Annotated in this window: 21 protein-coding genes; 8 read left to right on the top strand and 13 right to left on the bottom strand. The window is 53.0% G+C overall.

The annotated features are described in order from the left end of the window. The first annotated feature begins 202 nt into the window (after positions 1-202). Positions 203-958, top strand: a complete 756-nt coding sequence (locus ACR64Q_RS22225) for a pentapeptide repeat-containing protein (protein WP_026602964.1) — start codon at positions 203-205, stop codon at positions 956-958. A gap of 13 nt (positions 959-971) precedes the next feature. Beyond that, positions 972-2,366, top strand: a complete 1,395-nt coding sequence (locus tag ACR64Q_RS22220) for an amino acid permease (RefSeq protein ID WP_026602963.1) — start codon at positions 972-974, stop codon at positions 2,364-2,366. A gap of 625 nt (positions 2,367-2,991) precedes the next feature. Here the strand turns inward: ACR64Q_RS22220 and ACR64Q_RS22215 are convergent. From ACR64Q_RS22215 to speA, 3 genes are all read right to left on the bottom strand, one after another. Beyond that, entirely contained in the window at positions 2,992-4,311 is a 1,320-nt protein-coding gene (locus tag ACR64Q_RS22215; RefSeq protein WP_313733177.1) for a UDP-glucose dehydrogenase family protein, read from the bottom strand. 16 nt (positions 4,312-4,327) lie between these two features. Then, positions 4,328-5,194 carry an NAD(P)-dependent oxidoreductase gene (locus tag ACR64Q_RS22210; protein ID WP_313733176.1) on the bottom strand — a complete coding sequence of 289 codons (867 nt, stop codon included), beginning with the start codon at positions 5,192-5,194 and terminating at the stop codon, positions 4,328-4,330. 118 nt (positions 5,195-5,312) lie between these two features. Then, positions 5,313-7,139: a biosynthetic arginine decarboxylase gene (gene speA / locus ACR64Q_RS22205; RefSeq protein ID WP_483823430.1), complete on the bottom strand. Its 1,827-nt coding sequence runs from the start codon at positions 7,137-7,139 to the stop codon at positions 5,313-5,315. An 83-nt stretch (positions 7,140-7,222) separates the two neighbouring features. Here speA and speE point away from each other — a divergent pair, with 83 nt between their 5' ends. The 4 genes from speE (at position 7,223) to ACR64Q_RS22185 (ending at position 10,571) form a co-directional block, all read left to right on the top strand. Then, positions 7,223-8,068, top strand: a complete 846-nt coding sequence (gene speE / locus ACR64Q_RS22200; protein WP_313733174.1) for a polyamine aminopropyltransferase — start codon at positions 7,223-7,225, stop codon at positions 8,066-8,068. 258 nt (positions 8,069-8,326) lie between these two features. Continuing rightward, positions 8,327-9,241: a GGDEF domain-containing protein gene (locus ACR64Q_RS22195; RefSeq protein ID WP_313733173.1), complete on the top strand. Its 915-nt coding sequence runs from the start codon at positions 8,327-8,329 to the stop codon at positions 9,239-9,241. A gap of 161 nt (positions 9,242-9,402) precedes the next feature. Beyond that, positions 9,403-9,840 (top strand): exosortase system-associated protein, TIGR04073 family, encoded by a 438-nt coding sequence (locus tag ACR64Q_RS22190; protein ID WP_313733172.1) that lies wholly within the window; start codon positions 9,403-9,405, stop codon positions 9,838-9,840. Between the two features lie 35 nt (positions 9,841-9,875). Beyond that, positions 9,876-10,571, top strand: a complete 696-nt coding sequence (locus tag ACR64Q_RS22185; protein ID WP_313733171.1) for an OmpA family protein — start codon at positions 9,876-9,878, stop codon at positions 10,569-10,571. An 84-nt stretch (positions 10,572-10,655) separates the two neighbouring features. Here ACR64Q_RS22185 and ACR64Q_RS22180 read toward each other — a convergent pair whose 3' ends face one another. From ACR64Q_RS22180 to ACR64Q_RS22155, 6 genes are all read right to left on the bottom strand, one after another. After that, a complete protein-coding gene (locus ACR64Q_RS22180) occupies positions 10,656-10,859 on the bottom strand; it encodes a hypothetical protein (protein WP_313733170.1) in 204 nt (67 codons plus the stop codon). A gap of 42 nt (positions 10,860-10,901) precedes the next feature. Continuing rightward, complete coding sequence (locus ACR64Q_RS22175) at positions 10,902-11,177, bottom strand: late competence development ComFB family protein (RefSeq protein ID WP_020483866.1); 276 nt, start codon at positions 11,175-11,177, stop codon at positions 10,902-10,904. Between the two features lie 137 nt (positions 11,178-11,314). After that, entirely contained in the window at positions 11,315-12,514 is a 1,200-nt protein-coding gene (locus ACR64Q_RS22170; RefSeq protein ID WP_313733169.1) for an ABC transporter permease, read from the bottom strand. 1 nt (position 12,515) lies between these two features. Beyond that, complete coding sequence (locus tag ACR64Q_RS22165) at positions 12,516-13,721, bottom strand: ABC transporter permease (protein ID WP_313733168.1); 1,206 nt, start codon at positions 13,719-13,721, stop codon at positions 12,516-12,518. 148 nt (positions 13,722-13,869) lie between these two features. Next, positions 13,870-15,084 (bottom strand): amidohydrolase family protein, encoded by a 1,215-nt coding sequence (locus ACR64Q_RS22160; RefSeq protein WP_313733167.1) that lies wholly within the window; start codon positions 15,082-15,084, stop codon positions 13,870-13,872. A gap of 65 nt (positions 15,085-15,149) precedes the next feature. Next, positions 15,150-17,141 carry a TonB-dependent receptor gene (locus ACR64Q_RS22155; protein WP_313733166.1) on the bottom strand — a complete coding sequence of 664 codons (1,992 nt, stop codon included), beginning with the start codon at positions 17,139-17,141 and terminating at the stop codon, positions 15,150-15,152. Between the two features lie 298 nt (positions 17,142-17,439). Between ACR64Q_RS22155 and ACR64Q_RS22150 the strand changes: the two genes are divergently transcribed. Both ACR64Q_RS22150 and ACR64Q_RS22145 read left to right on the top strand, forming a co-directional pair. Next, positions 17,440-18,405 (top strand): helix-turn-helix transcriptional regulator, encoded by a 966-nt coding sequence (locus ACR64Q_RS22150; RefSeq protein ID WP_313733165.1) that lies wholly within the window; start codon positions 17,440-17,442, stop codon positions 18,403-18,405. A gap of 148 nt (positions 18,406-18,553) precedes the next feature. Further along, a complete protein-coding gene (locus ACR64Q_RS22145) occupies positions 18,554-19,468 on the top strand; it encodes a DMT family transporter (RefSeq protein WP_313733164.1) in 915 nt (304 codons plus the stop codon). Between the two features lie 109 nt (positions 19,469-19,577). Here the strand turns inward: ACR64Q_RS22145 and ACR64Q_RS22140 are convergent, their stop codons facing one another. From ACR64Q_RS22140 to ACR64Q_RS22125, 4 genes are all read right to left on the bottom strand, one after another. Then, positions 19,578-20,477: a hypothetical protein gene (locus ACR64Q_RS22140; protein WP_313733163.1), complete on the bottom strand. Its 900-nt coding sequence runs from the start codon at positions 20,475-20,477 to the stop codon at positions 19,578-19,580. 65 nt (positions 20,478-20,542) lie between these two features. Next, complete coding sequence (locus ACR64Q_RS22135) at positions 20,543-20,953, bottom strand: hypothetical protein (RefSeq protein WP_020483858.1); 411 nt, start codon at positions 20,951-20,953, stop codon at positions 20,543-20,545. 113 nt (positions 20,954-21,066) lie between these two features. Next, entirely contained in the window at positions 21,067-21,738 is a 672-nt protein-coding gene (locus ACR64Q_RS22130) for an ABC transporter ATP-binding protein (protein WP_313733162.1), read from the bottom strand. After that, entirely contained in the window at positions 21,735-22,871 is a 1,137-nt protein-coding gene (locus ACR64Q_RS22125) for an efflux RND transporter periplasmic adaptor subunit (protein WP_313733161.1), read from the bottom strand. Before ACR64Q_RS22125 ends, ACR64Q_RS22130 begins: the two co-directional genes overlap by 4 nt. Between the last annotated feature and the right edge of the window lie 16 nt (positions 22,872-22,887).

Raw genomic sequence — 22,887 nt, 5'->3', positions numbered from 1 at the left:
CAAGCTACGTTTAACTGGGCCGGCATCACAATGCAAAGCCATTCCCCCTGCCAGGTTCCGCATAATCCCGATAAAAACCCAAGGACAATCCCCGCCGCATTTTTCTCGTTGAGTCTGTCTGTGACCCTGTTACTATCAACGAAAATACGGTCCTGAGCAGCGGATTATCCGAATCAACAATGACAATATTGCGGAGGTTTTAATGACAAACTTATCGATCAAAACAGTAGTAACGCTATTTCTGGCTAGTCAAAGCATAGCCTATGCCGCCGATCTCACCCGCGCCCAAGTCGAGCAAATGCTGGCCAAAGCGGACAAACAACATCCCGCCGACCTGCGTCGTAAGGATTTGACCGACCTGGACTTGTCCAATCTGGATTTTCGCAACGCTGATTTATGGGGCGCCGATTTACGGCGTTCCAATCTGAATAAAAGTAACCTGCAAGGCCTGACCTTGGATTTAACGGTGATGACCAATATCAAGCTCAGCGCCGCGAATCTAGCCAACACCAGCATCTTCGGCGTCAGCCTGATGCACGCCGACCTCAGCAACGCCGACATGAGCGGCAGCCGCGTGGTAGCAATCATGGACGGTGCCAATTTGAGCCACGCCAATCTCAGTAACGTGCAATGGGCGGCGGATATGAAAAACCAATCAATGGGCTTGATGCGCGCCAGCTTGAAAGGCGCCAATCTGACCGGCGCCAACCTCAGCAATGCCCAGCTCGGCCGAGCCATGTTGAAACACGCCAAACTGAATAACGCCAACTTGCAAAACGCCGACCTGTATTCCGCCGAGATGGATGGCGCAAATCTGACCGGAGCCAATCTGACCAATGCCAATTTCTCGCAAGCCAAATTGCACGATGCGATTTTCACCGAGGCGGTGACTACCGGCACCCGTTTTGACGGCGCCCAAAACCTGCCCGATTCAGTAAAGCCGGCCCCTTCCAAATAATCGAGACCACTTCATGCAAATCCCCAAGCAATTACTGCAACGTAAATCCGTCGAAGCCTTGACCGATGTTCAGCACGGCTTAAAGCAAACCCTCACCGCCAAGGATTTAACCATCCTGGGCATAGGCGCGGTGATCGGCGCCGGCATCTTCGTCCTGACCGGCATTGCCGCGGCCAAATACGCCGGCCCGGCCATCGTGGTGTCGTTCATTTTGGCCGGCATCGCCTGCGGCTTAGCGGCGATGTGTTACAGCGAACTGGCGGCGATGATTCCGGTATCGGGCAGTGCCTACAGCTATGCGTATGCGACGATGGGCGAACTGATGGCCTGGATCATCGGCTGGGATTTGATCCTGGAATATGCCCTGGCCAGCAGCACGGTGGCGATAGGCTGGGCCGGCTATCTCACCAGTTTTCTGGAAAATCTAGGGATACATTTACCCACCTATCTGACCACTGCTTATCTGGCCAATCCGGAGGCCGGCTTCATCAATTTGCCGGCCGTGACGATCATTTTATTACTGACCGGCTTGCTGGTGATCGGTATCCGCCAGTCGGCGATCTTCAATTTCGTCATGGTCTTGATCAAACTGTCGGTAATTGTAGTGTTCATTGTCGCCGGCTCAGGACATATCCAAACCGAAAACTGGGCGAATTTCACACCCTTTGGTTTCGGCGGCGTCTTGACCGGTGCCGGGGTAATTTTCTTTGCCTATATCGGCTTTGATGCGGTATCCACTGCCGCCCAGGAAGCCGTTAACCCTCAGCGTGACGTACCCATCGGCATTATCGCCTCGCTGGCCGTCTGCACCCTGCTCTACATACTGGTAGCCGGCGTGTTGACCGGCATCATCCCTTACACCGAATTGAACGTCCCGGCCCCCATTGCGCTGGCGGTCGATCATGTCGGCATGAACTGGCTGTCACCGATCATTAAAATCGCCGCCATCGCCGGCTTAACCTCGGTAATGCTGGTATTGCTGATGGGCCAAAGCCGCATATTCTTCTCGATGGCCAAGGATCAATTGTTGCCGCCATTGTTCGCGCAAGTCCACCCCAAGTTCCAAACTCCGCATTTATCCACCATCCTGGTCGGGGTGGCCGTGTCTTTGCTGGCCGGCTTCATGCCTATCGAAAAACTCGGCGAACTAGTCAGTATCGGTACTTTGTTTGCATTTGTGCTGGTGTGCGGCGGTGTTTGGATCCTGCGCAACAGCCACCCGGAAATGGAACGCCACTTCAAATGTCCGGCCGTGCCTTATGTGCCGATTGGCGGGATTTTGGTGTGTCTGAGTTTGATGGCGGGATTGCCGATTGATACTTGGATTAGGTTATTTGTTTGGTTGCTGATTGGGTTTTTGATTTATTTTGGGTATGGGGTGAAGCATAGTCAGCTTCGGTCTTCTTAGGTTTGTGTCGCTAGCGCGACGGCTATGTTGAAGTCGGGTCTCGGCCCGACGGCCGAGATACTTTCTTTTGCTCCGCTAAAAGAAAGTATCCAAAGAAAAGGCGGCGCGGCATTCGGGGGAAGAAACCACCCCGCAATTGCAGCTCAAACCAATCTATCTCGTTCTCTCACCCCGAGAGGGAACGAAGAATTTTATCCGCGTTGAACCTAGTTAGGCTGGTGACATATGCCAAGATTGCCTGCCATATTGCCTTTTCTACCTGGACTATCTCCGTACTTCGCCCTACAAAACTTCGTAAACAATAAGCTGCGGATTTGGGGCGGGGGGTCTCCCGTATGCCGCGCCGAGCACCGGAGCTTTTGGCGGGATCAGCCCGAAGGGGTGCGGCAGGGATGCCGCACGTTGACGAAGGGGCAGGAAGCCCCTTTCGTCACCCCCCGGCGAAAGCTTCGGAGCGCAGGGAACAAGCGGCATCCGGGCCGCCTTTTCTTTGGGTACTTTCTTTTGGCGGAGCAAAAGAAAGTATCGCGGTTGTCGGTCCGCGAACCGACATTAAATCAAGCCGTCGTGCCAGCGACACCAAAATCTCCTCACCCCAACCCTCTCCAGCAAGAGAGGGAGAGTATTACCGCCCGATCGCGTAATACTGCAACCCAAACTGCTTAACCAACCTCGGCTCATACATATTCCGCCCATCAAATATCACCTTGTCTTTCAACAAGCGGCTCAAGTCATCGAAATCCGGGCTGCGGAATTGTTTCCATTCGGTAACGATGATCAACGCATCCACATCTCTTAAGGTGTCTGCCTGTTTCGCGCAATACACCAATCCGGTTTTGTCGCCATAGATGCGCTGCGCTTCTTCCATCGCTTCCGGGTCGTAAGCGCGTACTGTCGCGCCGGCATCGATCAGGGCTTCCAGCAATACCCGGCTAGGGGCTTCGCGCATGTCGTCGGTGTTGGGTTTAAACGCCAGGCCCCACAAGGCAAAGGTTTTGCCTTTCACGCCGCTTGGGTAATGCGTGGAGACTTTTTCGAATAAGCGGTGCTTTTGCCGGTCGTTAACGTTTTCGACCGCGCTAAGCAGCTCGGCTTGATAGCCGTAATCTCGGGCGGTGCGTTCCAGGGCTTTGACATCTTTCGGAAAGCAGGAGCCACCATAGCCGCAGCCGGGATAGATAAAGCTGTAACCGATGCGGCTGTCGGAGCCGATGCCGTGGCGGACATTTTCGATGTCGGCACCCAGTCTTTCCGCCAGGTTGGCTAATTCGTTCATGAAACTGATTTTGGTCGCCAGCATGGCATTAGCGGCGTATTTAGTCAGCTCGGCGGAACGTATGTCCATCGTGATAACTCGTTCGCGGCTGCGATTGAACGGCGCGTAAAGCGCTTTCAACAATTCGGCTGTTCTGGGGTTGTCGGTGCCGATGATGATGCGGTCCGGTTTCATGAAATCGTCCAGCGCCGAGCCTTCTTTCAAAAATTCGGGATTGGAGACGACGTCGAATTCCAACTCCTGACTGCGCTCGGCCAATACATCCTTGATGGCCTGTTTGACCTTGTCGGCGGTGCCGACCGGCACGGTGGATTTATCGACGACGATTTTGTAATCGCTCATGTGTTCGGCGATGCTTTTCGCCACGGCCAGTACGTATTTCAAATCAGCCGAGCCATCTTCGTCCGGCGGCGTACCCACCGCGATGAATTGAAACAAGCCGAAATCCACGGCTTCCTTGACGTCGGTGGTAAAGCTCAAGCGACCGGCGGCGACGTTGTCCTTGACCATCTCGTCCAAACCCGGCTCGTAGATCGGAATGATGCCTTGCTTGAGTTGGTCGATTTTGCGCTGGTCGACATCCATGCACAGCACTTGATTACCCACTTCTGCCAGACAGGCGCCCGTCACCAAACCTACATATCCACTGCCAAACACCGTAATTTTCATCGTTACACCTTGTAAACTAATTGGAAGTTCGTTTCTGTTTTAATCGATACAACGCGGAAATGTCCTCGTCGCCGTAACCTTTGGCCATCAGTTTGGCATAATCGGCCAGCGTAGTAATGGTTAGCGAGCAACCTACGCCGGCATGCTGAGCCATATGCTGAGCTATTTTTAAGTCTTTATGATGAAGCGCTAGTTTAAAACCCGGCGGGAATTGGTTTTGCGTCATGGTCTTGCCGCGATGCTGCAAGAACCAATTACCGGCCGCGCCACCGCTAACAACATCGATGACTTTTTCCATCGGTAATCCCTGAGCCTCTGCAAAGGCCAAGGCTTCGGTCACTGCCTGGTTAATCCCGGCACACATGATTTGGTTCACTGCCTTGCAGGCTTGCCCGGCGCCAACACCACCCATGTGCTCGATACGTGCGGTCATTGCCGCCAACACCGGGCGAACCCGTTCCAAAGTTTTCGGGTCGCCACCGACCATCATGGCCAACGTGCCTTTGTTGGCGCCTTCCACGCCGCCGGATACGGGTGCATCCAGGAAGGCAGCCTGTTTTTCCGCTAGTTTTTGAGCCGCCACAGTCGCCGTCTCGCCGCTAACCGTGGACATATCCACCACCACGCAGCCGGGCCGGATAGTTTTGGCGATAGCATCCACCACCATCAACACGTCTTTATCGGCCGACACACAGATCAACACGACATCGACTTGACCAGCCAACTGTTCGATAGTCTCGCAAGCCTGGATTTGCAATTCCGCCGCTAACGTCTCGGCTTTACTAGCGGTCCGATTGTAAACCGTAGTCAAGCATCCTGCCTTGGCAAGGTTGCGCGCCATGCCCTGGCCCATTGCCCCCAATCCGATCAAGCCTACCCGCATGTCATAACCCCTTTAATGTTTTGGGAGCCATTATAGCGCCTTGGTCTGGCCCTGACAGACCGCACTGCGATTTACAAAACGCCACGCTGTCGCAGTACCGAAACTGCAATCGTCGCGCTTATTTTTCCAAGTAGGTATAAGCGTTCAATCCGGCCAGCAACTCTTGCTCGAAAGCCTGCTTTTGCCCGGCCGACAATCCGCTGCCGTCTAGCTTTTGCCGATAGGCGGTTTTCAAAGCTTCGGTATTAATATGCACATAATCCAGCAATTCGCTGACATCCTCGCCTTCCATGAAGTCGCCGAAGCGATAGCCCTGTTCGTCCAATTCGATATTAATCGAATGCGTATCGCCGAACAGGTTATGCATATCCCCCAAAATTTCCTGATAAGCACCGACCATGAAAAAGCCGATCAGATAATCCTGATCTTCGGCGATGGTATGCAACGGCATGGTGTTGGCGATGTTCTGATGATCGACGTATTGATCGATACGGCCGTCCGAGTCGCAGGTCAAATCCTGCAACACCGCGCGCCGGGTGGGTTGCTGGTGCAACTGGTGAATGGGCATGATCGGGAAAATCTGGTCTATACCCCAAATGTCGGGCATCGATTGAAACAGGGAAAAATTGCAGAATACCTTGTCCGCCAGTTTTTCGTCTAATTCCTGCAAAATCTCCCGGTGATGATGGTTATCCAGGTTCAACTCGCGCTGAATTTGCTGGCACAAGCTCACATAGTATTTCTCGGCTTCCGCCAGTTCGGTCAACGACAAATCGCCTTGCACGAACTGAGCGCGGGCTTCGGCCATGTTGAATTGGGCGTTGTGATAGGCTTCCGCGATATTTTGCCCGGATATTTCCACCGGCGCAGCAGCGCCTTGAAGACTTTCCACTTCGGTGACATTGGTAATCAACACCGCGTGGTGAGCAGTGATGGCTCGGCCTGATTCTGTGATGATATTGGGCTGCGGCAAACCCTGTTGCTCAGCCACTTCGGCAAAAGCGCGGACGATGTTTTCTGCGTATTCGTTGACGCTGTAATTGATCGAACATTCGCGCCGCGAACCGCTGCCGTCGTAATCCACGCCCAAACCGCCGCCGGCATCGACGGTGGTAATGTTGGCGCCGAGTTTATGCAATTGCAGATAAAACTGGCCGGCCTCTTTCAAGGCCAGCTTGATGTCGTGGATATTGGCAATCTGCGAGCCCATATGAAAGTGCATCAGCTGCAAGCAGTTCAACATATCCAGTTGCTGCAAGCGGGCGATGAGTTGCAATACTTCGCTGGCATGCAAGCCAAACTTGGATTTTTCGCCGCCGCTGTTTTGCCATTTGCCGGCGCTGATAGTCGATAGCCGCACGCGCAAACCGATCATTGGTGTTACTTGCAGTTTAGCGGCCTCTTCGATAATCATCTCCAGCTCGGAAGGCTTTTCAATGACAATGAACACCGACAAACCCATCAACTGTCCCATCAAGGCCATGCGGATGTAAGCCCGGTCTTTATAACCGTTGCAGACAATAGTGCCGCTGGGTTTGGCCAGCCCTAAAATCGCCAATAATTCTGGTTTGCTGCCGGCTTCCAGACCGATATGCTCGGCGGCAACGATGCTTTCCACCACATTGCCTTGCTGATTAACCTTGATCGGATACACCGGTGTGTAATGCCCGTTGTAACGATGTGAGGCTCTCGCTTGATCAAATCCCTGCTGTAGCTGGCGGATGCGGTCGCGCAAAATATCGGTAAAACGCACCAGCACCGGAAAGTTCAAACCCTTTTCCCGCAGGGCCTGGGCGATCTCGAACAGATCGATTTCGGTCGCGCAATCGGCCCGCGGTTTTACGCAGACATGGCCTTGATCGTTAATCGAAAAATAACCGTTACCCCATTGCTGGATAGCGTAAAGCTGCTTGGATTGTTCAATCGACCAGGTTTGTGTTGGCACGCGTTCTACTCGGACTGTCATAAAGAGGTAGAAATTCTAAAGTATAATGATGAACGTTATATGACTTTTTACAGGACTTCATCATGCTCGACGACCAATGGTTCAGCGAAGCGCAAACCGCTACCGGTACCGCCTTTTCATTAAAAATCACCCGTAAACTCCACGAGGAGCAATCCGAATTTCAGTTTCTGGAGATATACGAAACCGAACAGTTCGGCAACTTGATGGTGATCGACGGCTGCACCATGGTCTCCACCCGGGATAATTTCTTTTATCACGAGATGATTAGCCACCCGGTGTTGTTTACTCATCCCAATCCGAAAAACGTGTTGATCATCGGCGGCGGCGACTGCGGTACCTTGCGCGAGGTGTTGAAACACCCCGGCGTTGAATCAGCGGTGCAAATCGACATCGACGAGCGCGTCACCCGTTTGGCGGAAATCTATTTCCCGGAATTGTGCGAGTCCAACAACGATCCGCGCGCCGACCTGAAATTTATCGACGGTATTAAATGGGTGAAAGACGCCGCGCCGAACAGCGTGGACATCATCATCGTCGACAGCACCGACCCGGTCGGTCCGGCGGAGGGCTTATTCAGCGCCGATTTTTACAGAGATTGCTATAAAGCATTGAGCGCAAACGGCATTGTGGTGCAACAAAGCGAATCGGCCTTGCTGCATATGAAAATCCTGAAGGAAATGCGCGCAGAAATGCGGGCCGCCGGCTTTGAACACCAACAAACCGTGTTCTTCCCGCAATGCATTTATCCATCGGGCTGGTGGAGCGCGACGATGGCCAGTAAAACCGAGTTGTCGAAATTCCGCGAGCTGGATGCCGCCAACAAGGGCTTTGAGACCGTCTACTACAACAGCGACATTCACAAAGCCAGTCTGGCGATGCCGGAGTTTTTCAAAAAAGCCTTCGCTTAAACCACAAGCGAGCCGAAGCGGATCCGCGCTTCGGCTGCTGCTGAGCAACATTCCACGCCGCACACTACCCTCAAATCGCTTTTCTGCCTTCAGCTCGACATCGCTAACCTTGATAGCTGTCCGACTATCTGAGACACTACATTTTGTAGGGTTGCGCCTACAGCCCTTACCCGCTCGACCACACAATCTTGCGGCTAGTCGAACAGTCTAAAAAGCTTATTTCATTAATCACGCCAGGAGATGATTAGGAATCAACCGATGACCACGCCTCCTGACAAAACCCAGGTAATCTTGTCCAACACCTTAGTCGGCAAACTATCCGAAAACGGCCGCGACCTTTCGGAGCTCGAGCCGTATTTGGTGGTTTTATCCGGTAGCGAACAAGGCAAGCAATTCAAATTACACAATCATCAGCATGTGTTGGGCCGCGAACCGTCCGTGGATATTCAGATTCCCGATCCTAAGGTCTCCCGGCGCCACGGCAGGATTTGGGTGCAAAGCCAGCATATCCTGCTCGAAGACTTAAACTCCACCAACGGCACTTACGTCAACGGCAAGCGTGTTGTAAAACATAAACTCGAATTACTCGACAGAATCCTGTTGGGCGACACCTACCTTAAAATCGATTACAAACGTTTCAACGAAGCCAAATCCGAACAGGCGCTTTACGCGGCAGCGAATCTGGATGCGATGACCAACATCCTTAACCGCAACGCCTTCATGCTGCGCGCGCAACAAGAATTGTCTTTTTGTAAACGTAACGAAACCCGATTGACGGTGATGATGTGCGACGCCGACCATTTCAAGCGCACCAACGACAATTTCGGCCACCTCGCCGGCGACCAGGTACTTAAAGAATTGGCGAAAATCCTGAATGCGGAAATGCGCCAGGAGGATTTTCTGGCCCGTTACGGCGGCGAAGAATTCATCATGTTATTGCGGGAAATATCCAGCGATGCCGCAGCCGCCTTGGCGGAACGCATCAGACATACGGTGATGCAGCATACGTTTCAATACCAAAATCAGCACATACCTACCACCATTTCGATTGGCGTCTGCTCGTGCCGGATAGTCACAGACACCTCCCTGGAAGCGATTATTCAAGCTGCCGACGACGCACTTTACCGCGCTAAGAAAAACGGCCGCAATCGCGTAGAAATCGACGCCCGATAACTTTGGCCTGTCAACCAGGCAATACAAACACCAAGCCTCATAAGGTATTTGCATTTATCCGCGCCGTGCGTTACTGTCCAACTTCCAGTGTTTTCGGCGTTCTGCTGCTATGCTTAGCACGTCAGTAGAATCAAATTTGTAACACCACGGGAGTATCCAACATGAATAAAAATAAATTCCTCACCACCTGTTTGCTGTCAGGTGCATTGTTAGCAAGCCAAACGGCAATTGCGGACGAAAACCATACGGGTTATTTGGCGGGTTTCACTTCCAGAGTTAGCCAAGGCTTTGCTAACACCGCCTTCAGTTTTATCGAAATCCCTAAAAACGTGACCAACATTACTCACGACCAAAACTTCCTGCTTGGCTCGACTTGGGGCGTGATACGTGGCGTGGCGCACACCGTCAGCCGCACTGTGATAGGCGTGGCGGAACTGATTACCTCGCCGATACCCACCGATGAATTTATCTCTCCGCCATACGTCTGGGACCGTTTTAGCGAGGATACCCGTTACTTCGGCCTGCATTTCCCCGGCTACTGGACCCATTTCGGCCCGCTGGATCACGGCTATTCCGACACGCTGGATCATGGCAAGTAACGCGGACGATACCGCTCGATTTAGAGGATAAGATCATGAAAAAAAAATACGTATACATCCCGCTTGCCGTTCTGGCCCTCTCGCTGACCGCATGTTCCACTCCGAAAAAAGATGTAGCGGGACTGAGTGCGGAAATTGATGCCGCATCTAAAGGTCATTACGGTCAAGCCTTGCTCCACGCGTCAGCGGCTGAACAAGAGTTAAAAACGGCCAATCATGTGCTGAAACACTGGCAAAACGATTACTACTGGAACATCGACGAGAGTCTAAAAGCGCAGGAGGCTGCAAAATCAGCCGCTGCACACATTTTGGCCTCGGAAAAAGAGTATTGCCAATGGCTAACCGAGGTGCATTCACAAAATCACCACAACGTGGAAACCATTCATGAAACCGTAGCCTACTTCAAAACCGGTAGCCACGTGCCGTTCAAAACCAAGGAAGACACCATCGGCCACATTGGTCACTTTTTACACGACCACCCCGATGCCACAGCGACTGTAACAGCTTCCACCGACACAGTAGGAAAGCCAGCCTATAACCAAGCCCTGTCAGAAAGAAGGGCTAAATCCGTTAGCGAACTGCTGATCAAAAATGGCGCCAGAGCCTCGCAACTGGTCTCTAAAGCTATCGGCGAAGCGCACGGCCCCGATAATACGGCTGATCAAAGTCACCGCGTTGCCGTGGTTATTTCCGCGCACCCTGACTATCTCGACTGCCCTAAACTGAAGTAAGTCCAACCCGCCCTGCACGCGCCAGCGGCAGGGTAATTGGCGGCAGAGATTCAATAGCATCGGTTATCGAATCTCTGCCCCACATTACATCTGGTCTGCCTGCTGTTTCTGTCGGTCCGCACTTTCAAAAATCTGCTTTTCCGCATCTCTGGCCTGATCCATGGGTTGTTTGATTGCATCCGAAAGGGGCGGCGGCACTGCTTTAGGCGGGTTGGGTTTATCGGCCGGCGCCGAGTCGCAAGCCTGCAAACCGCAAGCCACTAGTAAAAAAATCAAAGCGTTTTTCATGGTTTTACAGAATCGGCGGATTCAGTGGCTAATGGCAAAAACTCAATCATTCCGGTGCTCGCGAGGCCGGCGCAAAACCTGCTGTATCGCCTGCTCCACCGCCATATCGACAGCACCGGCCATCTCCTGATATTGCTGCTCGCTGACATTAATACCTTTATCGATGGTGTTCCGCACATAACACGGCGGTAATTTATTCAGCGCCAGACAAGCCACGTCTTCCTGAAATGCTTGACTGAATGGCTCGTCGGCCTGCTCAGCAAGCTTCCAAAGCCGGTCTATCACCAATCGCTCGTAATAATTACTAATATTCAGCATAAAGGCCTCTTGAAAAACATTGGCTACAAATGCTGATAAGCATAGCCCAGAATCCGACTTGGCCGAATCCATTCGCCAAGCTGACAGACGCCCCGATAACCATCATTTTTTTACAGTGGGGATGGACATTATGCAGATCACTCCGCCCGTAAAGCTTCCAGCGGATTCAATCTAGCGGCCTTGATGGCCGGCACCACGCCGGCCGCGATGCCTATAAACAGGGAAATCGCAAAGGCGGCAACGATGTAATTCCAGGCCAATTGCACCGGCAGCGCGGGAACAAAAGCGGCGGCGAGCTTCACCAGCGCCACGCCCAACAAAACACCTCCCGCCCCGCCGACCAAACTCAGCAACATCGCTTCACCGAGAAACAAGTTGAACACCATCCCGCGCTCGGCGCCAATGGCCCGCAACAAACCTATCTCCGACACCCGTTCCGACACCGCGATGGTCATGATAGTCAGGATACCCACTGAGCCCACCAGCAGCGAGATACTACCCAGCGCCGCCACCGCCAAGGTCAAGACACTCAATACCGAATCCATTTTTTCCAGCATCTGGTTCTGGGTAACAATCGTAAAATCTTCAGCACCGTGTCTGGCGATCAAGCGGCGTTTGATGGCTTGCTCCACCGTTTCCGCACTGGTCTCGCTGCTGTATAGCAGATCGATTTCCATCAAACTTTGCCGATCGAACATCTCCATGGCCTTGCCGCTGGCGATGAACACCGTGTCGTCCAGGTCAAACCCCAACATCTGACCTTTGGCCTGCATCACGCCGATCACCCGAAACCGGTCACTGCCGATACGGATGCGCTGCCCCAAGGGGCTAGCGCTAGCAAATAATTCGGTGCGCATCTTACTGCCCAACACCGCGAAAGCGCGCGGATTATCCAGGCCGTCGTTGGGCAGAAAGCGACCACTATCAACTTTCAACTGCCAGACCTGAGGCAACGCGGCACCGACGCCAAACACATTGGCACGGCGCTGCTTAGCGCCGGCCTCGATCCGGGCATTGCCTTGTACCATGGGCATCGCCGCCAACACATGATCCAGATTTTCCAGACTGGCCGCATCGGCGGTGGATAAAGGCCGCACCGTGCTGATGGTAGCGCCGGACAAACCGAAGGTAGTGGTTTTACCGGGATAGACCGCGATCAGATGCGTGCCGAACTGGGTAAATTCCGCTAACACGAAACTATGAATTCCGCGGCCGATGGAGGTCAAAATCACCACGGCGGCAATGCCAATGATCAAACCCAGCGCCGTCAGCAGAGAACGTTGTTTATGGCTGCTGATGCTGCGCAGCGCCAGTTTCGATAAATCCAGCCAATTCATCTTAGCGCCTCGCCAAAGCCGCGACCGGGTCCAGCCGCGCCGCCTTGCGGGCCGGCATTACCCCGAAAATCAAACCGGTGACCAGCGCCACCGCCAAGGCCGACAATCTGGCCCAAAGCGGCAAAGCGACCGGAAAATTAGGATACAGCCACTGCAATACCAAGATACCGAACTGGCCTATCACGCTGCCGACCACTGCGCCAGCCAGGGATAGCAGGGCCGCTTCGCATAAAAACCAGCGTTGCAACTGGCCTTGGGTGGCGCCCAAGGCTTTCAGCAAACCAATTTCCGCGGTGCGTTGGCTAACGCTGACCAGCATCACATTCATCACCAACACGCCCGCCACCGCCAGACTGACCGCTGCAATACCGGCCACGGTAAAAGTCAACGCGGTCAGGATTTTGTCGAAGGTATTCACCACGCTGTCCTGGGTAATCACCGTCACATCGTCCTCGCCTTCGTGGCGTAGCTTGATGATATTGCGGACCTCGTCGACAGCCTTGTACATGGCTGCTTCCGAATGCGCCTCAATTAAAATCCGAAACAAGGAATGGCTGTCGAACAAGGCTTGCGCGGACGCCACCGGCACGATGATTAATTCGTCAAAACCGGTGCCTATCGATTGGCCTTCCTTGGCTAACACGCCAATCACTCGAAACCGGCGGTCATTGATGCGCAGCCACTGCCCCACCGCTTGCTGGTGCGCGAACAATTCGTCACTGATGGTTTTGCCGATCACGCACACCGAGATTTCCTTATCGGCATCGGCTTCCGGTAAAAATTGGCCTTGGGCCATGGTTAAATGCCGCACGCGCAGCAAAGCCCGCGTAGAACCCATCACATTGGTTTCCCGCTCCAGACCGCCGACCGACACCGGCGCCGAGCCGATGCTGACCGGCGCAATGGCCGCGACGTGCCGGCTGCGGAACAAGGCGGCAGCATCGTCCAGCGTCAAATCGCGCGGTGTTTCGCCAAATAGGGGTGGGTGGCCGCCGGTGGTTTCGGTCCGGCCAGGCAGCACGATGACTAGATGGGTGCCCAGCGATTCGAATTCGTGGACCACATAATTGCGGGCGCTGTCGCCCAAAGCGGTCAACACATTCACGGCAGCCACGCCTATGCTCATCGCCAAAATAATCAGCGCGGCGCGCAGGGGTTGGGTCCGGATGGCTTTGCCGGCTTGAAGGAGTAAGTCTTTACTGAGCATGGCGATTGGGTAACAAGCTTAGCCGGCAGTTTAGCCGGAACCGCCAACAATACCCAGCTAAAACGCACGCGCTCCATAGATCGCGGGATTAGAGCCTTGAGCTTAGGTTTCCAGAAGCTGAGCGCAGCCCCTATAGAACCGGAACCGATCAATTTCCGAAGTAATTGATTATCAGCTTGCCACCGGACATCACCAAATCAGGGTATTCCGACAATTTAAGCTTTTGCGTCGGATCACCTTTTACCGCGATCAGGTCGGCGGGTGCGCCGGGCAGCAGAGTGCCCAGTAGAGGTATGTTCAGATACTGACCGGCTTTGGAGGTTGCGGTCCGCATCACATCCAACGGCGCCATGCCCGCCAGATGTTGCAGGTACAGCAATTCCTGGCCGTCTATGCCCCAGGGAATGTCGGGATGAGCGATTTCCGCGCCATACAAAAACTCCGCTCCCAACTCGGCTAAGCGTTTGACATTGCTGCTCACGCCCGGACATTTGGACAGGGTATCGATGGTACTGACGATTCTGACATGCTGTGCCACGGCTCGCTGCAATTGCGCATCCGGCAATGTGTTGCAGGGCGCGTGCGCCCATTCGTCGACGCCGGCATCCAAGGCCAATTGTGCGCCTTTAGACTCGGCAAGATGCGCCGCCACCCGACGACCCAATTGATGCGCTTCGTCGACGATGGCCGCCAGCACAACCGGAGATAACATCGGCCAGCTACGAGGCTTATCGTGCGTGTTGGTGTGCGAGTGTTGGGAGTGAGCGTGAGCGTGCCCGCCAGACCAGGGCGCGCCTGCTTCGCCACCCGGCTCCAACGCCACTTTGATCACGACTGCGCCGCCGGCTACCAACTTCTGCACCGCTTGCCGAGCTTGCTGGGCATCGGCTACCGGCAAGGCAATATCGGATTCGCCCAGATTCGGTATCGGATAGCCTGCCGGCGCGGTTAAAATCGGCCCAGACGTCATCAGCCTTAAACTGCCGTCGCCGCCATAGGGTGGATGCAGCGGCCCGCCGACATCGCGCACCGTGGTGATGCCATGGCGCAACACGGTATCGGCCGGGACATGTTGATAGCTTAAATGTGCGTGCAACTCGATAAAACCGGGCAGTAGGGTTGCATCGCCGAGATCGAGCCGGGGCGCATCGCTATCGTTAAAGGCTTCCCGGTCGTCTATCCTGGCAACCTTGCCTTCGCTGATCAGCACCGCTGCATCGTTTCGGAGCGTATAGCCATCGAAAACCCGCGCTGCCGCGATGAGCAACGGTTGGTCTTGGGCGAAGGCGACGCTGCCCGGCAAGGTCAGCACCAGCGCGGAAAGCAATTGGAGGCAGCGGTTGAAACTAGATTGAGATTTCATGGCTATTTCGCAAAAAGCAGTGCCGGCGAAAGCCGGCGCTGTCGAGTTGATGGGGATTAAATCGCCTAGAAGCTAGCGGCAATACCGATTTGTCCCCAAATGCCCGGCATTTGATAACCTGGGCGATAGACGTAGCGTTTGTCGAACAAATTTTCCACACTGACAAAGACTTCGCCTTTTTTGCCTAACTCGGCAATAGGATAGGCCAGCCGGGTGTTTGCCACGGTAAAGGCTTCAACACGTTGGTTATTCACTTCGCCGACATTCCGGGCTCTGTTCAACGCCCAGGTTCTTGATTGGTATTGCAAATCGAAAGAAAAGCGCAGCGGACCGATGGGGCCGTTGATGCCGGCGGTCACTGCTTGTTCCGGGGTGTAGGGCAAATTCGGGATGCTGGGGTTGAGCAAAGTCAATCCGACAAACATGCTCCAGTCGGCGATCAGCTCTTGTTTTACAGAGGCTTCCAAGCCGCGCATCCAGTACGAGCCGTAATTGAGATACGCACCCTGGGTTAAATCGAATACGTAGCGGTTCTTGACGTTATCGATGAAAAAGCTCAAATCGATTTTTGTGCTTTTGAACGGCGAGGCTTTCAAACCCACTTCAGCATGATCGACGTTTTCAGGCGACAAGTTTTGCCAGCCGTCGGCTGAAAAATTCGGTAAAAAGCCGCCGGAAAACATATTTAACGGCACATTCGACAAGGCCCCAGAGTTAGTCGCCGCGTCAATGCCTGGGTAATTGACACCATTGGAGACGTTACCGAACACGGTTAAATCTTCGGAGACAAATGACAAACCGGCATGCGGCGAGGCTTTGGATTTGTAGTGGCTATGGTCGTAAAAACGCACACCGATAGACGGTACCATCACCCAGTCTTTACTCAACACCACGTCGTGATTCAACGCCACATAAGGACTGGTGAGCCTGAAAGTGGGGGTGGCAAATTGATAGATTTGGTTGCCGGTTTGCGTGCCCAGGTTAGTCACTTTACCGTTCAGCCATTCGTTATCGATGCCGGCCAATAAGGTGCCGCCCTGCCACGGCGAAAACTGCTCTTTCCAGCGAAAACCGTCCATGCTGTATTGGCTGAGCAGATTGGAACGGTTGTCGGCAAAGCCGGTGAAGTAAGTATTTTGACTCAACCAGTTACCGTCGCCGCCATTATGGTACAGGGTAAATTTACCCTGCCAATCGCCGTGCTCATGGCTGACGCTGGCGGCGACCATGCCGGCAACCGTATCGTACTCGCCGATAGGCGGCGTTACCCCGTAACGTCCAGGGTCGCCGGCTTTGTTATCCGCGTAAAGAAAAGTTACATCCGAGCGCCATTGCGGATTCAGTTGATAGCCGGCTTTACCCATCACATTGCGCAATTCGCCATAGCCATTTTGGCGATGGCCGTCCGATTTGGCATAGCCTTGCGCCAGCGAGAAATCGAAATCGCCGTACTTGCCCTGCACATCCGCTTGCTCGGCAAGCGTGCCGAAAAAACCGCCGGACAAGCGACCGCTACCGTGGATACCTTCTTCGACCGCAGTTTTGGTTTGCAGGTTGATTGAGCCGAAATTGTTGCCGTTGATATGCGGTTGCGGGCCCTTGTAAACCGTAATCGATTGCATGCCGTTGACGGGCAACAAATCCAGCAAGGGATGGTTCCAGGTTGCCATATACATAGGAATATCGTCGATATAGGTTTTAATCTCGCTACCCGGACGGCCAGAGCCCTGACCGCGAATCGAAACTGCGCCGCCCTGGTCGCCGCCGAACGCGCCGACCGGGTTATAGCGCGAGATTTGCACACCGGGGGTTCTTTTCAATACGGATGCCAAATCCAGCGCATTCTGATCGCGGATTTGCTCTTCGGTCACGACTGCGGACACGCCGGAGAACTCGTCCACATGGTTTTCTTCGATAATGGGACTGGCGACTACCTCGGTGGAATCGAGCTCGTCAGTCTTTTCCTCCGCCATCACGGCGGCACTGGCTTGTAGTAGCGCCAAGGAAACCAAAAAGGGCTTGGGTAAATTCAGTAGGGGCAGCAAGGCGTATTTCATGATAATTCCAGTCAACATTCGGCAAATATAAAACCCGATCCACCGAACATTTATCGATTAATGTTCGAATATGGAAAGCGTTTATCACAATGCTGATTTTAACGAATCACCCGCAGCCGCCTAAGCTCCTTTCATATGCTAAAAGTAATATTTTTTATGCTATAAGTAGCAACCGATCATGCCTAGTTGTTCGATTATTTCATCCAAAAAACTCGACAGCCTATTTAATAACTATCAATTAAGCCAAATAACATAGTTTAAATAAAATTTTCTTATTGGTAACAACACAGAAATTACGATGACGAAAAAAACGGCGGGACGCTGGCGTATCAAAAACGAAGAATTGCAGTCCCAACAGCAAGGCAATTGCCTGACTGAGTATCTACCGCATGAAATGGGCAAAGGCCACTCGACTCTGTTTCCGCTCGATCAGGATCTGAACTATATCGAAACCCATTATCAGCCCAGTCAGGATTTAGCTGTCCTGACCCGGATGGATCAGCATAACCCTCGTCTGGTCGTGACGTTGGGCATGCAAGGGCAATCCCGATTCGTTGATGCGCAAGGCCGCGAAATTACCTTTAATGAAGGCTATACGTCGATAACCGCATTTAGCTCCAGTATTGGCGAGCGCCAATATCAAGCCAATAATCCGATGGCTCAAGTGCGCTTTTCGATGAGTAAATCCTGGTTAATTAGATATTTCGGCGAAAATACCGCAACGCGATTTTTTAATAAGAATGGTATTAGTTTAATAAGCTATAAACCGATTTCGAACGCGGCATTAATTGCCACGCGACAGTTATTAAATTGCCATCCGGATAACCCGGTAAAACATGTATTTATGCACGGCCAAGCCATGTCGATATTAGCCGCCGAAATGGGGCATCTATGGCAAGACAATCAGAAGAGCTCGCCAATATTTGCGCAAAAAGACAAGGACATAGCCCAAGCCGCGCGTAGCATTCTGTTAAATGAATATAAAAACCCGCCGTCTATTGCGGAATTATCAAAACGTGTCGGTACTAATCAATTTAAATTAAAGCAATTGTTTCATCACTTTTTTAATACTACGCCGTATGGCTTATTATTAGAGATTAGAATGAAAACCGCATATCAGTTATTGGAATCCCGCCGTTGCCAAATCGACATTGCCGCCGCCCACGTCGGATACAATCACGCCAGCAATTTCAGCAGCGCTTTTAGCAAATATTTCGGAATATCCCCCGGCAATATTGCCAAAAACCACACATCCAAACCTTAAGGGTTTAATATAGACGCGGCTCCGACTAAATTTGTGTGTCGGTAAGCCGGCGGGATCATAGATATTCTGGATTTGCAGGCCATCAGGCCGAGCCGACACAGCCTGATTATCGACCTATTAGCCCTTACCTCTCTTAAACCAAGCATCAGTGCCCGCCGCCACTAATCAGCCGCAATCTATTCAGAAACCCAAACCTATCTTGCCGCCGTCTAACAGCCGCCTCGGCCTAATCTACATGCTGGTCGCTTGTGTGTTGTTTTCGGTTATGAACGCCGGCGCATATGCGATTGGCCTACTCGATACCGGCTTGCCACCCAGCATGATCAGCTTTATCCGCATCCTGGCCAATTTATTGATTCTGATAATCCCGGCGCTGATCGGCGGCCGACTAATCGGTCTGTTCGGCGACGCCCGCCCTTCACTGTGGTTGCGCGGCTTGTTCGGTAGCACGGCCTTGATGCTGTCATTCGCCGCCATCGCCCGCATCGGTCCCGGCGAAAGCGCTTTTCTGACCGCCAGCAGCGGTGTGTTCGTAATGCTCTTAGGGCCATTAATTCTAGGCCAGAAAAACTCGCTGCTGGTTTGGCTGGCGATTATTGGATCGTTTTGCGGAGTATCTTTGCTATTTGACCTGCACAATAGCCATAACCTGTTTGGTCAAGCCATGGCGTTGCTGGCCGGTCTGCTGTCGGCGCTGGCGTATTTGATGGTGGCGCGCGCCGGGCGCAGTAATACGCCGCAAACGGTGATTTTCTATTTTTGTCTGGTCGGCTTGGTGTTACACGGCTTTTATTTTGCGCGCTTTGGCTATCGCCTGCCGGGCTCGCCGGAAAGCTGGGGCTTATTACTCTTGGTAGGTCTGTCGGGCAGCGGCGCGCAACATTACATGACCCGGGCTTATCAAGCGGCGCCCGCGGCCTTGGTCAGCTCCATCGGTTATTTGGCCCCGGTATTAAGCCTGGCCTGGAGCGTCGTGCTGTTCGAACAAATTCCCGGCCAAACGGCCCTGGTCGGCGCCGCGCTGATTTTAGTATTTGGCGTGATGTTGCCGTTTTTACGTTAAGCCAGACCAGCCAGGCATCTATTCTTGCTTTATGAAATACCGGGTTGCTTGCAACGCCTGACCATCGGCATGTTATTGCTGAATTGGCCGGCGCTTTCGAGACCAGACTTTAAGCCGCAACCTTGCAATAAGATGGAATCCAACTGCGCGCGATCATGTAGTCCGGCAATTCATTAAAATCAAACGCTTCGCCATGGGCGATCATTTTTTTAACATCAAACAGTACGCCGACTTCCGGAATATCCTGATAAAACATGATGTAAAACGGCTTAACCAGATAGCGGGCAATCTTAATACCCAATGGCCCGATGAAATTACGGCGCTGGCCGACATGAGCGACTTCGTCGATGGTGATTTCGTCCAACAAAGCTTTCAGACGATCCCGAACTTCCGGCTCGTCGGCCAATAACTCGTCGAATAACTGATACAGATGGCAATAGAAGCTGACGCCCATCAACTCCGTGACGAAGGCCGGCGTATCCATCAATACCCCCGGCAACTTGGGAAACTGTTCGTATATCATTTCCTTAAACGGGGTCAACGGTTCCCAGACCACCCGCTCTAATCCGCAGGTTTTCAGCATTTCATCGAACAAACGCCAATGGCAAAATTCTTCGGCCAGATGCACTCGGGAAATTTTGTCTTCCACGCTATGCGAATTAGCCATATCCGGCACCACATCCCAGGCACCTTTGATCCCCACCCATTCGTGGCGCGCAAATTTATAGATACCGCAGAGTAACAAGGTCAGCTTGTCCAGGGATTTTGGCTCGTCCACCATCTTCACATAATTGCGATAAAAGGCTTCCGGATCCGCCAAGGGTTTGTGCAAGCGCACCGGATTATTTTGAAAATACACCAATCGTTCGCGCTTTTTTGCCAAATCCCGGTCCGCTTCCAATAACTCACCACCATGTTGTTGGGTAAACAGCCAATAATCGGCAAAATTTTCCTGCCGTTGCGCGTCGCTGGCGGGCGTAAAAATAGAACGATATTTGGCCTGAGTCACAAAAAATTTCCCAATCTGTGGATAAAGACGCAGATTCTAACGAATTAATGACTTAAGGGTGGATTTTAAAATTTTTCCGTCAAAGACATTGCTTGATCATTCGATTCCCGCTGCATTCCCAACCAAATCAACGCATCGTCGCGATTATTGAAAATCCGATAAACCCAATCGGCATCCCGCGGCATTGACAACATAACTTGGGTGGTTAGCTGGCTGATATGGCTATACACCACAAATGCCGCCGCTTTAATACCGAGCAAAGTGCCCATAGCGGTTTGCGAGGCAAAGTCATAGTGGTAGGCGTTTACTTTGTGAACCAGCAGCAGATAGGGCCTCTGCAAATGCGCCACGATCCAAGCATGATATTCGTCGACAAGAGCCAAGTTCAGTTCCACACCCTCATCGACAATAAACTCCGCCAAATCCTCATCCAGCTTGATGGCATTACAAAAACTTAATCTATATCGCTCCATCATCCCTCCTCGGCCCACTGGCGCTTTAAATCTGCGGACAGTATCGCACAACCAGGAAAACTCTAACGACAAAGTTATCGCTACCAAGCATTTTCAGCACCGCCCAAACTGAAAAACTAAACCGAGCGATCTGCCAATAGTCCATCGACAATGCGCAATTGCCGCTTAGCCCTGCCACCGATATTTTGATCGTGAGTGATGATGATCAAAGTCACGCCTTGCCGATTCAGATTTTCCAACAACTCGATAATGTCCTGACCTGACTTGCTGTCCAGATTACCGGTCGGCTCATCGGCCAGCAGAATACCGGGCTGCATGATCATTGCCCTGGCGATGGCTATACGTTGCAACTGGCCGCCGGACAATTGATTGGGCTTATGCTCTGCCCGATCCAGTAAATTAACCGAGGCCAACGCCTCTAGCACGCGTTGCTTGCGCTGCTTGCTATCGACCCCGGCCAATATCATCGGCATTTCGATGTTTTCCGCTGCGGTGAGCCTGGGGATCAAATGAAAAAATTGAAACACGAAGCCGATATTGTCGCGGCGAATCCGCGCCAGCTCGTCGTCACTTTGCCGGGTGACATCGGTGCCGTTTAGTAAGTATTGGCCCGACGAGGGCTGGTCAAGCAGTGCGACAATGTTTAACAGCGTCGATTTACCTGATCCGGACGGACCCATCACCGACACATATTCGCCGGGACCGATAGACAGGTCTATACCGTTCAAGGCCTGTACGGTCTGCTCGCCGACCTGAAATTCCCGGCGAATGCCGCTGAGTTGAATCATGGCTTGACGCGGACCGTGACGCCGGCTGCCACGCCTTCCTTGCCAACTGATGTCACCACTTGGTCGCCCACCTTTAGCCCGGACAGTACTTCGGTGAAACTCCAGTTGGACAGGCCGGGCTGGAAGCTTTGTTCATGCAGCACATTATCTTTGTCTATCAACAAGACGCGGTGATTGTCCAGAATCGCCTCGGCGGGCAAACGCAGCGTGCGCTCTTTTTGACTGAGTAATACTTCGATGTCAGCACTGTAACCCGGCAACAACTCCGCCAAATCTTTGGGATCGCGCAAAGTCACTTCCACTTCGACCGTGCGCGCCTGCTTTTCTTTTTCCAGCACATAGGGCGCGACGCGGGTGACGACGCCGGAACAGCGCTTATCTGGAAACGCATCCAGCGACACACAAGCACTCATGCCGGTCTTGATGCTGGCCGCATCCACTTCATCGATAGGCGCTGAGACGGTCAGACAACTAACGTCCAGCAAATCAATAGGCGGCAAAGTCGGAATCCCCGGCGGCGATGGCGTGACGAACTCGCCCAATTCGGCATTCACCTCCGCCACCGTACCGTCGAACGGCGCTTTCACCAAAGTGCGCTGCACAGCCGCTTCCGCCACGCCCAACTGCGCCTCGGCCACCTCAATGGCCTGCAGCGCTGCTTTGCAGCCGGCGCGCTGCGACTTACCACCGGTCACCGATTTGTCCACCTGTTCTATCGAAACCACATTTTTGTGCTTTTGCAATTCCGTCATCCGCGCCGCTTCCCGCTCCGCGCCACCGGCCAACTGGCAAGCCTGTTCGGCACTGGCCCGGCTGGCATTGATTTGGGCTTTTTGCAAAACCACTTGAGCTTTTAAATCCTGATTCCACACTTCCAGCAACACCTGCCCCTGCTTAACTTTATCGCCTTCCTTGACCAACAAACCCGCCACTTGCCCGCCCGTAGCCGGCGCCAGATAAGCACGCCGACAGGCTTTCACCGTCCCCACCCGCGTATTCGCCACCGTTGCCCGCATCTCGCCTTCCGCAAGGGTATAAACCTCCACATCAACCGGTTGCGGGCGGCGGCTGTAGAAAAATAGTGCGGCGATGGCTATAAGCAAGGCGGCAACAATCAGCGTTTTACTTTTCATGGAGAGAGTGGGCGGA

It is taken from the genome of Methylomonas sp. 2F7 (assembly GCF_057126975.1).
Note: the sequence above shows the minus strand (reverse complement) of the source record. Positions and strands in the feature narration are given on the sequence as shown.